Annotated in this window: 16 protein-coding genes and 1 tRNA gene; 14 read left to right on the top strand and 3 right to left on the bottom strand. The window is 45.0% G+C overall.

The window, feature by feature from the left end:
* Genes A37S_RS0116450 through moaCB form a run of 7 tightly spaced genes read left to right on the top strand, consistent with a single transcriptional unit; the run spans nt 1 to nt 5,925 of the window.
* Entirely contained in the window at nt 1–1,998 is a 1,998-nt protein-coding gene (locus A37S_RS0116450; protein WP_028297936.1) for a TonB-dependent receptor plug domain-containing protein, read from the top strand.
* 3 nt (nt 1,999–2,001) lie between these two features.
* Nucleotides 2,002–2,730: a sulfite exporter TauE/SafE family protein gene (locus A37S_RS0116445; RefSeq protein ID WP_028297935.1), complete on the top strand. Its 729-nt coding sequence runs from the start codon at nt 2,002–2,004 to the stop codon at nt 2,728–2,730.
* A gap of 6 nt (nt 2,731–2,736) precedes the next feature.
* Nucleotides 2,737–3,237, top strand: coding sequence for a hypothetical protein (locus A37S_RS0116440; RefSeq protein WP_028297934.1), 501 nt, complete (start codon nt 2,737–2,739; stop codon nt 3,235–3,237).
* A complete protein-coding gene (locus A37S_RS25020; protein WP_036602878.1) occupies nt 3,237–3,464 on the top strand; it encodes a MoaD/ThiS family protein in 228 nt (75 codons plus the stop codon). The genes A37S_RS0116440 and A37S_RS25020 overlap by 1 nt, the downstream gene beginning before the upstream one ends.
* Nucleotides 3,465–3,469: 5 nt before the next feature.
* A complete protein-coding gene (locus A37S_RS0116430; protein ID WP_028297933.1) occupies nt 3,470–4,579 on the top strand; it encodes a HesA/MoeB/ThiF family protein in 1,110 nt (369 codons plus the stop codon).
* Nucleotides 4,572–5,012 (top strand): molybdenum cofactor biosynthesis protein MoaE, encoded by a 441-nt coding sequence (locus A37S_RS0116425; RefSeq protein ID WP_028297932.1) that lies wholly within the window; start codon nt 4,572–4,574, stop codon nt 5,010–5,012. Before A37S_RS0116430 ends, A37S_RS0116425 begins: the two co-directional genes overlap by 8 nt.
* 1 nt (nt 5,013) lies before the next feature.
* Nucleotides 5,014–5,925, top strand: coding sequence for a bifunctional molybdenum cofactor biosynthesis protein MoaC/MoaB (moaCB, locus tag A37S_RS0116420; RefSeq protein ID WP_028297931.1), 912 nt, complete (start codon nt 5,014–5,016; stop codon nt 5,923–5,925).
* A 1-nt stretch (nt 5,926) separates the two neighbouring features.
* Here the strand turns inward: moaCB and A37S_RS0116415 are convergent, their stop codons facing one another.
* Nucleotides 5,927–7,066: a cysteine desulfurase family protein gene (locus tag A37S_RS0116415; protein WP_028297930.1), complete on the bottom strand. Its 1,140-nt coding sequence runs from the start codon at nt 7,064–7,066 to the stop codon at nt 5,927–5,929.
* A gap of 472 nt (nt 7,067–7,538) precedes the next feature.
* Here A37S_RS0116415 and istA point away from each other — a divergent pair, with 472 nt between their 5' ends.
* The 7 genes from istA to A37S_RS28325 all read left to right on the top strand — a co-directional run bounded on the left by istA (nt 7,539) and on the right by A37S_RS28325 (nt 13,910).
* A complete protein-coding gene (gene istA, locus A37S_RS0116410; protein ID WP_036602894.1) occupies nt 7,539–9,062 on the top strand; it encodes an IS21 family transposase in 1,524 nt (507 codons plus the stop codon).
* A gap of 22 nt (nt 9,063–9,084) precedes the next feature.
* A complete protein-coding gene (gene istB, locus A37S_RS0116405; RefSeq protein WP_028297928.1) occupies nt 9,085–9,831 on the top strand; it encodes an IS21-like element helper ATPase IstB in 747 nt (248 codons plus the stop codon).
* Nucleotides 9,832–9,998: 167 nt separating this feature from the next.
* Nucleotides 9,999–10,517 carry an ADP-ribosyltransferase-containing protein gene (locus A37S_RS0116400; RefSeq protein ID WP_028297927.1) on the top strand — a complete coding sequence of 173 codons (519 nt, stop codon included), beginning with the start codon at nt 9,999–10,001 and terminating at the stop codon, nt 10,515–10,517.
* Between the two features lie 106 nt (nt 10,518–10,623).
* Nucleotides 10,624–11,028 (top strand): DUF1281 family ferredoxin-like fold protein, encoded by a 405-nt coding sequence (locus A37S_RS26355; protein ID WP_169719518.1) that lies wholly within the window; start codon nt 10,624–10,626, stop codon nt 11,026–11,028.
* A 72-nt stretch (nt 11,029–11,100) separates the two neighbouring features.
* Nucleotides 11,101–11,592 carry a DUF1281 family ferredoxin-like fold protein gene (locus A37S_RS0116390; RefSeq protein WP_028297926.1) on the top strand — a complete coding sequence of 164 codons (492 nt, stop codon included), beginning with the start codon at nt 11,101–11,103 and terminating at the stop codon, nt 11,590–11,592.
* A gap of 458 nt (nt 11,593–12,050) precedes the next feature.
* Nucleotides 12,051–12,248, top strand: a complete 198-nt coding sequence (locus A37S_RS0116385) for a hypothetical protein (RefSeq protein WP_028297925.1) — start codon at nt 12,051–12,053, stop codon at nt 12,246–12,248.
* 45 nt (nt 12,249–12,293) lie between these two features.
* Complete coding sequence (locus A37S_RS28325; RefSeq protein WP_425414410.1) at nt 12,294–13,910, top strand: recombinase family protein; 1,617 nt, start codon at nt 12,294–12,296, stop codon at nt 13,908–13,910.
* Here the strand turns inward: A37S_RS28325 and A37S_RS0116380 are convergent.
* A tRNA-Met gene (locus A37S_RS0116380) sits at nt 13,867–13,943 on the bottom strand. The two genes, A37S_RS28325 and A37S_RS0116380, sit on opposite strands and share 44 nt — an antisense overlap.
* Nucleotides 13,944–14,126: 183 nt before the next feature.
* Nucleotides 14,127–14,391 (bottom strand): IS30 family transposase (locus tag A37S_RS25010; protein ID WP_036602392.1); only part of this gene is annotated, 265 nt, incomplete at its 5' end.

The raw sequence follows: 14,391 nt of genomic DNA, 5'->3' as shown, positions 1-14,391 counted from the left end.
ATGAATTTAAAATTTCTTTTACCCGCATTTTTATGTTTTTCCTTCCAGCAGTCCTGGGCGCAGTCTCCGGTTGAAAAGGACACGATAAAGAATGTATTCAGACTTGGAGAAGTTTCTGTGATCGGTCAAAGGAACGTGAATACCATAAGCGCGGAGCAGATCCAGAAATATGGTAAAAACGATGTGGCCTCCGCATTGAATCTGTTGCCGGGGGTGACACTCACCTCCATCGGCGCAAGAAACGAAAGTGTGGTCAACGTCCGGGGATTTGATCTTCGGCAGGTACCTTTATTCATCGACGGTATTCCCGTATATGTTCCCTATGACGGCATGGTCGATCTGGGCAGGTTTACCACGTTTGATGTCTCGGAAGTTCAGGTATCCAAAGGAAATGCTTCGGTACTGTATGGACCGAACGCTTTGGGCGGCGCTATAAACGTCATTACCAGAAGGCCACAGAAAGCGTTGGAAATCCAGGGAGCAACAGGCTATATTTCCGGCGGATACCGGACTAATTTCAACGTCGGCTCCAAATGGGATCGATTTTACGTACAAGCGTCCTTTTCCCAGCTGAACCGTGACTTCTTCCCGATGTCAAAGAAATTCACCCCAACGCAATTTGAGGATGGCGGACGGCGGGACAATTCCTATCAGAATGATCGGAAATACCATATCAAGTTTGCGTTCACCCCAACGGAGAATTCCGAATATGCTCTTGCATACAGCTATCAGCGGGGCAGTAAGGGCAATCCTTTCTACGCAGGAAGCGATACCGAAAATAACCAGTTAAACAGGCCACGGTATTGGGAATGGCCAAATTGGGACAAACAGAGTGTGTATTTCCTTTCCAATACTGCAATCAGTGAAAAGCAATCTATCAAGACAAGGGTCTATTATGATGTGTTCAAGAACCTGCTGAACTCCTGGGACGACGCTACTTTTACGACGATGGATCGCGGCTATGCCTTTGCCAGCATCTACAACGATTATACCATAGGTGGTATTGTGCAGCATGATTACCAGACGAGCAAACGCAATCTTCTTTCAACCTCCGTCCAGTATAAACAGGATGTGCACCGGGAATACGATGTGGGAGAACCGGAACAAAATATGAACGATGGAAATTTTACGCTGGCCATAGAAGACCGCTTTAAGATAACAGAAGCATTGGATCTAACTGCCGGGGTAAGCTATAACAACAGAAAAAGCTTTAGAGCGGAAGATTATAACGCCGATACGGATGAGATCAGCAATTATCCTTCCAACTCCAATGACGCATTTAATATACAGGGGGCGCTACAGTACCGGCTCTCAACCAATCAACAGCTAAACCTTTCTATTGGCAAAAAAACAAGATTTGCCACACCGAAGGACCGCTATTCCTACCGCATGGGTACAGCAATCCCCAATCCCGATCTTAAGGCAGAGCAGTCCGTCAACTATGATCTGACCTACAGCAACAGGTTGTTCAATCGCCTGTTTTTGGACGGTTCTCTATTCTACAGTAAGATCAGCAGGACCATACTCATGGTGAACAATGTGCAGTTCGATGAAGGTGCTGACATGTGGCTCACCCAATTGCAGAATACCGGTGACAGCGAGTACATGGGCTTTGAAGTTGCGGTAAACTATCTGATCAGTCCGGCCTTTACTATCGGATCAAATTATACCTTCATCAAAAGGAACAATATCAGCAATCCCGAAATTTATCTCGTAGATGTGCCACGTCATAAACTGATGTTCATGGCCGGTTATGACCTAAACGACAGGCTGCGGGTGCAGGCCAATATGGAGCATAACTCCAAACGTTACAGTACTTCATACGGCACAGAATCCCCGGGTTTTACGCTCTATAATGCCAGCGTAAACCTGAAGGTCTGGAAGTGGTTCTCGGTCGAAGGCGGTGTAAATAATATCTTCGATAAAAACTATACACTGACCGAAGGGTTCTATGAACCGGGACGTGTATTTTACAGTAATCTTGTTTATAATTTCTAAGCTATGGAATGGTTTTACGTTATACTCTTTTTTGTCGCGTTCCTGTACGCTTCCGTGGGGCATGGCGGGGCAAGCGGATATCTGGCATTGATGGCGCTCTACGGAATAGCACCACAGGAGATGAAGCCAACGGCACTGGTATTGAACTTGTTTGTCTCCATGACATCGTTCATCCAATACTATAGGGGACATTTTTTCAAAAGGAACCTCTTCTTAACAGTAGCCTTAACCTCCATTCCGCTGGCTTTTGTTGGCGGTATGATTACACTGGACGATAGCCTGTACAAACGTGTGCTCGGCGTGCTGTTATTGTTTCCCATTATCCGGTTTTTCTTTTTCAGAAGTCCGGGGGAGGACGAGCTAAAACCTTACAATGTCTTTGGAGCCGTGGCTATCGGTGCCATTGTCGGATTACTGTCCGGCATGATCGGCATTGGTGGTGGGATCATCCTGTCTCCCTTGCTGATCCTGTTGAAATGGACCGATCAGAAACAGACTGCTGCCATAAGCGCCGCCTTTATCTTTGTAAACTCGCTATCGGGATTGGGCGGTATGCTCACGCAGGGAATTACCTTCAATGCCGATATGTGGCTGTACATTGGCGTGGCATTCGGAGGCGGTTTGTTGGGCGCTTATCTTGGGTCAAAAAAACTGAACCAGGATGCCCTTAAATATGTGCTGGCAACCGTACTTGTGGTGGCCGCCTATAAATTATTGTTCACAACAGCATAAACAGATATGAAAGCTATTCTTACAACCCTTTTGATTTTGTCCGGTATGTTGCTTCATGCGCAGGACGCTAAAAACCTTGTTATAACCACACCTGATAACCAAACGAGAACCCTTACCTTTGAAAAGATAACAGCTTTTCCTGAACAGTCGCTGGACAGCCTTCGTATATATAACCATGCAGGAACGTACCGTTCAACTTTAAAAGGTATAAAAGGGGTACTCCTGAAAGAGGTATTGAAGAACGTAACTTTGGGGGAGGAATCACCAAAGGTATTGAGCGAATATTACCTTGTGTGTATAGCAACCGATGGGTATAAAGTGGTGTTTTCGTGGAATGAGCTGTTCAACACACCCATCGGGGACAGCGTCTTGCTCGTGACCAATATCAGAGAGGCTTCCGGTGGGGTACAGGAAGATGAACTTGCCTTGGTCTCTCCGCAAGATATCGCTACGGGACGGCGTTACGTAAAACAATTGCAAACTATTAAATTAGTACGTATCAACTGATGAAAGTAAAAGTATTGACATTTGGTTCGTTGACAGATATATTGCAGAGGGAGTTTTCTGTCGAAGCACAGGATACCGATGGTTTGACAGCTTCTCTTACCGCAAAACATGCGGGACTGAACGGTCGTAAATTTTTGGTCGCCGTCAATGATACGATCGTGAAAGAGAATACAGCCCTTAAAGAACAGGACGTGGTGGCGTTAATGCCACCATACTCAGGAGGATAAAAAAAATGGAACGGAACGACCGTTATTCGAGACATTATAGATTGAGCGGATTTGGTGAGGTTGCACAGACCAAGCTCCAAAGTGGCCGTGTACTCGTTGTCGGTGCGGGCGGATTGGGTTGCCCTGCCCTACAATACCTCGTTGCGGCAGGCGTGGGGAAGATAGGCATTATTGACCACGACCGTATCGAACTGAGCAACCTGCAACGGCAGGTTTTGTTCGGAACAAATGAAATCGGTCTTGACAAAGCGGAAATTGCCGCTGCGAAGCTAAGGCTCCTGAATCCGGAAACTGACATCCGGGAGTATGTGTTGCGCCTATCCACGGAAAATGCCGTCGAACTTGTCGAGGGATACGATGTGGTTCTGGATTGTACGGACAACTTTACAACGAGATACCTTTTAAGTGATCTATGTGCCTTATTGGGTAAACCGCTGGTATTTGGTGCCATTTATAAATATGAAGGTCAGATCGCCGTGTTCAATGTCGCTGATGACAACGGTGTAAAAACGACCTACAGGCACCTATTTCCTTTGCCTCCTGACCCGCTGGACGCTCCGGATTGTAACGAAGTTGGCGTGTTGGGTGTGCTGCCCGGCATTATTGGTACCATGCAGGCAACCGAAGCCATCAAGTTGCTCACAGGTGTCGGTCAGCCACTCTGCAACAAGCTGATGACCATTAACCTGTTGGATAACCGTTCGATGGTACTGGATATACCGGAAACCTTATCGAAAGTAGCCGTTTACCCGACCTCGTTATCCCATTTTGAAGCGTTCGGTTATGATGATCATTGTGGTATAACGACACCTTCGGTTCACCGTATTAGCCCACAGGAATTTATGGAAATATGCCAGGGGAATGGTATCTTGGTTGTTGACGTGCGAAATGTGGATGAACAGCCGAAGCTTCCCTTTGAGCATGTGCAGATACCCTTGCAGGAGCTACCGGAAAATGTTGAAAAAATAGATCGGAACCACGTGATCGTGGTCTGCCAATCGGGGAAAAGAAGCCAGTTCGCAGGACAATTTCTGCGGGAAAAGCTGGGGGCTGATTGTCGTGTCAGCCATTTGGAAGGAGGTGTAGCGGCCTTGGAAATATATAATAATGGATAAAAAGAAAAAGAACATATTTGTGAAGGGCGCCATCCCTCCGATACTGGTTGCCGATAGTATTGCCAAGCATGCGTCCAAAACGGATATCGGCGCACACAGTATTTTCCTCGGACAGATCAGGGCCGATCAGATCGACGGCAAAACAGTACGTGCAATTGAATACACATCCTATGATGATCTGGCCCTCAACAAGATGTCCGAAATCCGGGAAGCTATCTTTGAAAAATATGACTTGACCTGCATGCACATCTACCACAGTATCGGAACGGTGCTGACGGGTGAAATCTGTCTTTTTGTGTTCACCTCTTCCGGCCACCGAAAGGCTGCCATTGCGGCATGTGAAGAAGTCGTTGAGCGAATAAAGAATGAACTGCCGATCTGGGGAAAAGAAATTTTTGAGGACGACACCCACCAGTGGAAAGTAAACAGATAATATGGTTGACATCACATTTAAAAGCTATACGTTGCGAAAGGCTATTGCTACAGCAACAATTCAGGTTTCAAGCCCCGATACCATTGCGATAGTGGAACAGCGGAAAGTTCCCAAAGGGGATATATTTGAGTTTGCCAGAGCCTCGGCGCTATTGGCGATAAAGAAAACAAGCGACATGATCCCCGACTGCCATCCCTTGCCGGTAGAATTTGCAGCTATTCGCTATGAAGTGATGGATTTACAGATCAAGATTGAGGTCGAAGTACACACGATCTACAAAACAGGGGTTGAAGTAGAAGCCATGCACGGCGCTTCCGTAGCGGCATTGGTCATCTATGATATGTTAAAGCCCATTGATAAGGGTGTCGAGATTCAGAACATCCGTCTTGTGGAGAAAAAAGGGGGAAAAAGCGGCAATCCTGTTGTTTCAGCGGAGCATTTAAAAGCCGCCGTGGTGGTATGCAGTGATACCGTGTCGAGAAAAGAGAAAAAAGATACTTCCGGGCACTTACTTGTGGAACTCTTACAGGAACAGGGCCTAAAAGATATTGCCTATTCGGTCGTTCCCGATGAACTCAAGGCTATTCGAGCATGTTTGGAGCAATGTAAGGCAGACGGGATAGACCTGTTGGTGTTTACCGGAGGTACCGGCCTCTCGGAACGGGATGTAACGCCCGAAGCGGTTGAACCCTATATCACAAAAGCCATTCCCGGTATTATGGAAACAGCGAGACAATACGGACAGCAGCGCGTAAAGACCGCCATGCTTTCGCGGGGAATTGCAGGCTTTGCGGAAAACATGCTCGTGTTGACACTTCCCGGCTCACCTAACGGTGTAAAGGAAAGTATTTCAGCGTTATTTCCGCAGGTACTTCATGTATTCCAGGTCAGGGAAAACAAACCTCATGAATAAATTAATGGGGCACTCTTAGCCTGTTTACGCCCTGCTTGACGGCGTCAATAGTTTTGGCGATCTCTTCTTCAGTGGTAAACCTCCCCAAACTGAACCGGAGCGCAGAAAGACCGTCTGCACCGCTTAACCCCATTGCCGTTAGGACGTGCGAAGGCCTGTTGATGGTTGCTGAACACGCAGAACCGCTTGATACGGAAACCATGCCCAGCCCCATGATTAACTGTTCTGCTGATATCCCTTTGAAGCAGATGTTTGTCGTATTGTAAAGCCGGTGCTGCGGATGCCCGTTTCGGAAAGTATCTTCGACACTGAGCAGTTCCTTTTCCAGTTTATCCCGAAGCCTTGTAATCTGATCGGTATCCTTTGGCATATCAGCATTGGCAATCGTTATGGCTTTGGCCATTCCGATGATACCGGGTACATTCAGGGTTCCACTACGTAGCTTACCTTGTTGTCCGCCACCGTGTATCTGGGGAGTGAGGGCTTTTTTCGCACGGTCTGAAATGCAAAGTCCACCAACCCCTTTGGGGCCATAAAACTTATGCGCCGAGAATGCCAGAAAATCTACATTCATATCTTTAGCATTAATAGGTAGTTTACCCACGGCTTGTGTAGCATCGCACAGCATCCACGCACCTTTTTGATGTGCAATACGGCTTATTTCACGAATGGGGTGAATCACGCCCGTTTCATTATTGGCCATCATCATACTGACGAGCAATGTGTCCTCCGTAATGGCATCTGCAAGAAGATGAAGGTCGATGATCCCCTCACGATCTACCGGTAGATATGTCACACGGTAACCTACACTTTCCAAAAATGAACAGGTGTCCAGTACAGCCTTATGTTCGGTCGAAACCGTAACAATGTGCTTTCTATCCGATGGCAGCAGTCCCTTGATGGCCAGATTGACGGCTTCGGTTGCTCCTGAAGTAAATAGGATGTTGTGCGGGTTTCCACCTATTGCACCGGATAGGTCTTCGAGGGCTTCCTCCACGGCATCATGAACCGACAGGCCAAATAAATGGGAACTGTTCGGATTGGCATATAGGTTGCTGAAATATGGAAGCATCGCTTCCATTACCCTGTTATCCAAAGGTGTGGTGGAGTTATAGTCGAGATAAATAAAGTCTTTGCTCATCCAAGAATCAATAAAAGCACTATTCAGTGATAAAATTAAAAATCATAAGGGGAAATTACTCCCGAATCTGTAAAAATGGTTGCAGAATCAGTAATATATATACATTCCTTATAAATTTTATAATGACCTTTACCGTGAGTACAGTCTGTCTATTACACAATAAATACCTTAAATGTTAATCTTACGACCATATTTCCTCATAGGATTGACCATTGTCATTAAAAGTAGAGTTGCCTATGTTATGGATAAAACAGATGAAAATGACCCTTCCTGACCTGATGAAAAAGGCCCCCTTTGCCACATGAAGGTGACCACTGTCCGCCAAAGCAAAGTGACCCCTTTGCGCCAGGCGAAAGTGACCCCCTGAAAGAGCTTAAAGTAGTTGTATTGACGGATTTCTGAGGACAAAGTTTTTATTTAGCTTTTAGATAAACGAAAACCAGCGAATACAATGTCCAATAAACCGATCAAGATGAATAGACTACGACAGATCATCCGTTTGTACTGTCAGGGTACAGGGATTAAAACGATCCAGGGGATGATAGGCATCTCCCGCAACACCATCAAAAAGTATGTGCGTATATGGCACACCCTTGGCATAAGCCACGAAGAGTTTGGCGCCAAGAGAGACAGTGAACTCGCCGTACTGTTTACCACCTCGGTTGCCAAGACCGTTAACAGTCCCCGTATGCAGGAACTTGAGATTTTACTTCCAGAGTATTGTAAAAGGCTCAAAAAGAAGGGTGTAACCCGTGATATGCTGCATGCTGAGTATATAGAAAAGCATCCTGACGGCTATGGCCGTTCACGATTCAACAATGCGGTCCATACCTATCTTCAGCTCTCACGACCAGTTATGCACATCGACCATAAGGCTGGCGATAAGATGTATATAGACTTTACGGGAACCAAGTTACAACTTACCACACCCGAAGACACCACGCATGATGTGGAGGTGTTTGTTGCCATCCTGGGCTGCAGCCAGCTTACTTACGTGGAAGCCGTAGAAAGCCAGCGGAAGGAAGACCTGATCAAGGCATGTGAGAATGCTTTACACTATTTCGGTGGAGTTCCCAGTGCCATAGTACCCGATAACCTCCGCTCGGCGGTTACCAGGGGAAGCAAATACGAGGCTATACTTAACGATGAGTTCGCTTCTTTTGCCGAGCATTATTCCGTTACAATTGTCCCTGCACGTGTTTATAAGCCGCGTGACAAGTCTTTGGTGGAAGGCGCTGTTAAACTGATCTACCGCAGCATATACGCCAGGCTGGAAGGCCGCAGGTTCAGCGATTTGGAATCGCTGAACTCGGCCATACGCCCCGCCTTGGAGATCCATAACAACAAACCTTTCTCCGGGCGGACTTACTCCCGCAGGGAACAGTTTGAAGAGATCGAACGGGAAGCACTGGGGTCGCTCAACCCATTGCGTTACGAGGTTAATAAACAGGTAATGGTCACGGTGATGAAGAACGGGTATGTTCGTTTGGGAGAAGATATCCACTACTACAGCGTGCCTTACAACTACATCGGAAAGAAAGTGAAGGTCTTATATACCTCCATTGCGGTGAAGGTCTATTACCAATACACCCTGATCGCTTCCCACGGCCGTGTCCGCATCAAATACCGTTACACCACAGACGAGAACCACCTGGCCTCGCAGCATCGTTTCCTTACTGAATGGTCGCCTGAAAAGTTCATCCAACAGGCAGAAGCCATCCATGATGATGTGGGCCGTTATATTACCAAAGTACTCGAACACAAGGTTTACCCAGAACAGGCCTACAAATCATGCTCGGGTATTCTAAGCTTCGCGCGCCGTGTCGGTGCCGGAAGACTGGCTGATGCCTGCCGCTGGGCCGATAATCTGGGCCAGTACAACTATCCCGTTATCGAAGAGATACTCAAAAAGCGCCTGGACCAGTTGCAACATGAAGACGAACCGGCGTCAATCCCCACCCATAATAACATCAGAGGAAAAGAATACTATCAGTAATAGTCCATAAAACATAGAACAAATGAACAATGAAACATTAGACAAGATGCGCCAGCTTCGCCTTTATGGCATGTATGATGCCTTTAAAACCAATCTGGAAACTTCGGTAAAAGAAGCGCTTACACCCGATCAGTTCATCGCCCTGCTGGTCGCCAGCGAGTGGGACGACAGGCGGAACCGTTACGTAGAGCGAGCCATCAGGGTAGCAGGCTTCCGCTATAAAGCCTCGCTTGAACAGATCGACTACGGCATCGACCGTGGCCTGGAAAAGAACCAGATACACAGGCTTGCCGCCCTTGATTTTGTCAAGGAACACAAGGATCTGTTCATTACCGGTTCCACCGGAACAGGCAAAAGCTACCTGGCAACAGCGCTTGGTTATCACGCCTGTCAGAACGGCTATAAGGTTATGTACGTCAATACGGCCAAGCTCATGGGCCAGCTGAAGCTGGCCAAAGCAAAGGGTACCATTCTAGCAGAACTGAAGAGAATAGAGCGGGCGGACCTGCTGATCCTGGACGACTTCGGATTACAGCCTTTTGATGCGCAAAGCAGGGCCTCCCTATTGGATATCATAGAAGATCGGCACCAGAAGCGGTCTACGGTAGTTACTTCACAGATACCAGTTAAGGAATGGTATGATATTATCGGTGAAAAAACAATCGCCGATGCCATCCTTGACCGCATTGTCCATCACTCATTGAGGGTTGAACTCTACGGAGAATCACTAAGGAGAAGAAACTCTAAAACAGAAAATGTATTTTTGTAAAAATAATAGTTGTTAAACCGGACAAAAGCATCCGCTCCGAGGAGCCTATCTGTACAACAACTTTTTGCTCTTTTCAACCCTTAACTCAGAGGGGTCACTTTCGGTTGGCCAAAAGGGGTCAACTTAATTGGTATATCCAGCCAAAAACCTAACAGAACTATTAACCTATGAATAAGCACTTAGCAATTGACCCAGATGCTGTATTCTATCACGGAACGGAAGCATACTTCGACAGGTTCGAGGATTCCTACAGAGGCAGTAACACCGCATGGGACAATACTGTCCACGGCTTTTTCTTTGCCGACAAAAAAGAAAACGCCCTGCTGTTCGGCGATACCATCTTCACTGTAAATCTTACTATACAAAACCCTATCGATCTAAGGTTGCATTCGATCTTTGATGAGGAAGACCAGGCACCTATCATCTGGGAAATCTTGACGGGGGAAAAGCTCAACAGTGCTACAGCACTGCAGAACATCTACCATGAGATCAGCCTCGGAGAAATTGGCGAGATGTACGACTGCCTCCACAGTGAAGATGCACATGAACTTATGATCGCGGCAGGCTACGATGGTATTATTTCCAGTTTAGGAGATGATGAACTGGAATATGTCGTTTTCCGTGCTTCCCAGATCAACATATTATCTATCGAAAGGCCTATGTCCATTGGACGGTCAGGTCGTTAAAAAATCACCCTTTAACTTATCAAACTATGGCGAATTGGTGTGTCAACACAGTGCTTTTCAATTGTGACCCCGATAAACTCGAAAAAATTGAACAACTGTTCAACGAATTGCACTTCGGGAAAAAGAAACTCGGGAAGGTCAGCTACCTCCTTTCATACAATCCGAAGAGGGGTATTGCCATGATATTTATACTGAAGGCGGAACAATATATTATGAGACCAAATGGGTACCTAATACAGACATCATTGTGCAGATTGCCGACTACTATCAGGTTGACTTTACACATCAATATTCGGAACTCGGATTCGACATCTTTGGAGAGGCCAACTATGAGCAAGGTGTATTGAAAGACGTCCGACTTGAGGAGGAAGACTTCGAGCTATTCGAAAAAGACGAACAGGGGTTATACTCATTCATGGGAACATCTTACGAGATTGAAGAAGAACTTCTTGAGGAGATATTGGAGCGAAAAAAAGACCAATTGGACAATTCAAAAGGATATAGCAGATAGCCGAGTCTTACGGATTAAAGAGAAACGATCTGATGCAAAATCATCCAATTCAACACTTTAACTTAATTAACTATGGAAAACTGTTGCAACAATTCCGTACAATTTAATGGTGAACCCCTAGCGCTCAAAGAAATAGAATGGCTATTCCAAGCCATGTCTGCATTAGAAAAGGAGAACAGACTCGGACAGATCCCTCCATTTATAAAAAATGATGGTGAGGGCTATCTGTTTGAAATCGATTTTTCCAACACGAGTTTCTATTACCAGACGAAATCAAAACCGAATATCGAAGTTCTTGTAGAAATAGCTGATCGCTTTCAAGCTGGGTTTAGTCTTGAATATTATGATCTTGAGAAGTCGCTTTTCGGAGAGGCGAAATACGAACAAGGAATATTGACCGATATACGGCTCGACATCGAAGATTTTGAACATTTTAATTATGATCTGGAAGAACAGGCATATATGTTTGAAGGTCTTTATTATGACAGTGATGTAGAGATCTTGGAAATAATGCTGGAGATGAAAAAGGAGCAGTTAAACAATTCATACGGTCAAAGGAGATAGAAATCCTATGGGCAAAAAGAAAAATGCCCTCCTTGGGCATTACATGAAAACTGTCTGAAGGTCCAATGCGGCAGTAAAAGCTACCTCATCACCCGACTATCAATATTGCCTTCGTCCGCGTTGTTGTTGTCGTAACCACGCGTCAAACATCCGTTCAGTCTCCTTGCGACGGGAAGCCTCCCGGGAGCGTCTTGACAAACTCCAGAAAAACAGAATCCATACTCCGAACCCAACCGCATATGCGGGATAAGGATTGGACATCGACAGTGCCGCAAGAAAGGCACCTGTTCCGATGAAACCTGTAATGCATAGATAAATAAAAGTCCTCATAGCCTCAAATTCAATTTCTCTACATTTCAAATGTAAGGAATAATTACCTGCATATCAAATAATTGACGTTGTTAATTTCTTTTCTGGTGGTGATATGCCCATCAGTCTTACCCACCAAAAACTACCCTATGAAATATGTTGACAAAGAAGATATAACAAGAAAACACGACCTTACGGTGGAAGAACTAAAGTCGCTCCCGATGTTTGCGCATTTTACGGACGACGAAGCTAAAGAAGCTATTAGTACCATAAAAACATTTGTCGACATAGCGCTCGATTATTACAAAAAAGACAAGGAAAAACAAGGCAATACCACTGATTTTTAGTATATTAGAGTATTGTTTAATGCTGGTATTTTAAGTAATAAGTTTATGTCAGACACATTATTTTTCGACACATTTGCCAAGGGAAAGAAAGAACCCAAGGCAATGAAAAGCAGCAAGGACTGCGTGATCTATACACGGGTGAGCAGTCAACAGCAGGCTGACAATTTAAGCCTTGCCACCCAATTAAAAGCCTGTACGCTCTATGCCGAAAGGATGCAATACAACATCGCCGCCACTTTTGGAGGAACCTACGAGAGCGCCGAAACCGACGAGCGGAAGCAATTCACTGCTATGATCTCTTTTGTGAAAAGGTTCAAAGGGAAGATTTCATATATCCTTGTATACAGTCTTGAACGTTTTTCGCGTAACGACAACTCCATTTGGCTTACCAATGAGCTTAGGAAACTTGGAATTGAAATCATATCAGTAACACAGCCAATCGATACATCTAATGCCTCTGGACAAATGCAACAGAAAATGCTTTTTCTTTTTGGCGAATTTGACAATCAACTACGCAGACAGAAATGTATGGCCGGTATCAAGGAAATGCTTTTGCGAGGAGATTGGCCAACACAGCCACCGATGGGTTTCAATGCTGTCCGTCAAAATGGCAAACGAAAAATTGTAATCAATTCTAAAGGTAGGTTATTGCGACAGGCGTTCCATTGGAAAGCTTTTGACAACTTGTCAATTGAAGAGATAAAAAAAAGACTAAATGAAAAAGGTTTAAAAGTATGCCATCAGCATCTATCCTCGATATTCCGCAATCCTTTTTATTGTGGTATGATGGCACACAACATGCTGGAGGGAAAAGTTGTAGCGGGCAACCAAGAGCAGATGATTTCCAAAGAAGTCTTCCTTAAGGTAAACGGACTGCTAAAAGAAAATGCACAGGGATACCGGATTATTGAGGAAAACTCAGAAATCCCATTGAAACGCTTCATGACCTGCGATCATTGTGGAAAGCCGATGCGGGGCTATACTGTAAAGAAGAAAAATCTATACTATTACAAATGCAATACAAAAGCATGCAACAACAACAAGAGCGCAAACGCCCTAAATAGTCTATTCGAAAAATTGCTTCACACATTTAAGGTGGATAGAGCCAAAGATATGGTTAAAGCGATCACCAAGCAGGCTGTTGCTACATTCAATCAATTGACAGCAGGAGATCAGGACGAATATCGGAACCTACAGGATCAACATACAGAGATAATAAAGAAAATTGACAGGCTGGAAGAACGCTACATCGAAGAAGAAATAGGTGGAGAATTGTACCACAAGTACCGTGACAAGTACAATGAAGAAAAGGCTGAAATCGAGAAAAATCTCATGAAACTCTCCAAACAGGTGTCGAACCTTGATGAGAGTGTGGGTTTTGCTATCAAAATCGCCTTTGAATTACCTTTAAAATGGGTTTCCGCAGACTATAACACCAAGAAACGCATACAGTTTTTACTCTTCCCCGAGGGCATTACATACAGCAAGAAAACAGATAAATGTCGAACCCCAAGAATAAATAAGTTCTTTGCGTATATAGCTTATTTTCAACAAGTTATAAGTAATAAAAAAAGAGGCATACCAGAATTAGAACTGGATTTTGCCTCTTTCGCAACTTTGGTAGCGGGGAGCAGGATCGAACTGCCGACCTTAGGGTTATGAATCCTACGCTCTAACCATCTGAGCTACCCCGCCATTGTCTATTATGTCAAATTTATATACCCCAGAACCGAAAAGCGTTCGCCAATTAGCGTTTATATAAAGTCCAAACCCCAATCATCCGAATCAGCCTTAGAACACTTTCTTTTTGGGTCTGCAAATATAGCGTTATTTCTATTTCTATCGAAAAAAAATAAAAATTAACCAGACAAGGTAGATTCAACTCACCAATGCAACTTTTTTGTCTAAGGTAGCATAAAAAATGTTCTTGGGGTTCTGGTAATCTAGTTTTTTTCTTGGCCTTGCATTGATTTTGTGCTGTATCTTTCTGATATCCTGTTCATTGAATTGTTCAAAGGGCTGCTTTTTCGGTATATACTGCCTGATAAGCTTGTTGGTGTATTCGTTGAGTCCCCTTTCCCAAGAGGAATAGGGGTGGGCGAAGAAGAAATCGGCCTCCAGTTTCTTTGCGATGAGCTTGTGC

Source organism: Olivibacter sitiensis DSM 17696, from assembly GCF_000427965.1.
Taxonomy (GTDB): domain Bacteria; phylum Bacteroidota; class Bacteroidia; order Sphingobacteriales; family Sphingobacteriaceae; genus Olivibacter; species Olivibacter sitiensis.
This window is presented reverse-complemented; position numbering and strand designations above follow the sequence as displayed.

Coding starts and splice junctions, on each gene's coding strand:
- A37S_RS0116450 (WP_028297936.1), top strand. CDS start 1: ATGAATTTAAAATTTCTTTTACCCGCATTTTTATGTTTTTCCTTCCAG.
- A37S_RS0116445 (WP_028297935.1), top strand. CDS start 2,002: ATGGAATGGTTTTACGTTATACTCTTTTTTGTCGCGTTCCTGTACGCT.
- A37S_RS0116440 (WP_028297934.1), top strand. CDS start 2,737: ATGAAAGCTATTCTTACAACCCTTTTGATTTTGTCCGGTATGTTGCTT.
- A37S_RS25020 (WP_036602878.1), top strand. CDS start 3,237: ATGAAAGTAAAAGTATTGACATTTGGTTCGTTGACAGATATATTGCAG.
- A37S_RS0116430 (WP_028297933.1), top strand. CDS start 3,470: ATGGAACGGAACGACCGTTATTCGAGACATTATAGATTGAGCGGATTT.
- A37S_RS0116425 (WP_028297932.1), top strand. CDS start 4,572: ATGGATAAAAAGAAAAAGAACATATTTGTGAAGGGCGCCATCCCTCCG.
- moaCB (WP_028297931.1), top strand. CDS start 5,014: ATGGTTGACATCACATTTAAAAGCTATACGTTGCGAAAGGCTATTGCT.
- A37S_RS0116415 (WP_028297930.1), bottom strand. CDS start 7,066: ATGAGCAAAGACTTTATTTATCTCGACTATAACTCCACCACACCTTTG.
- istA (WP_036602894.1), top strand. CDS start 7,539: ATGAATAGACTACGACAGATCATCCGTTTGTACTGTCAGGGTACAGGG.
- istB (WP_028297928.1), top strand. CDS start 9,085: ATGAACAATGAAACATTAGACAAGATGCGCCAGCTTCGCCTTTATGGC.
- A37S_RS0116400 (WP_028297927.1), top strand. CDS start 9,999: ATGAATAAGCACTTAGCAATTGACCCAGATGCTGTATTCTATCACGGA.
- A37S_RS0116390 (WP_028297926.1), top strand. CDS start 11,101: ATGGAAAACTGTTGCAACAATTCCGTACAATTTAATGGTGAACCCCTA.
- A37S_RS0116385 (WP_028297925.1), top strand. CDS start 12,051: ATGAAATATGTTGACAAAGAAGATATAACAAGAAAACACGACCTTACG.
- A37S_RS28325 (WP_425414410.1), top strand. CDS start 12,294: ATGTCAGACACATTATTTTTCGACACATTTGCCAAGGGAAAGAAAGAA.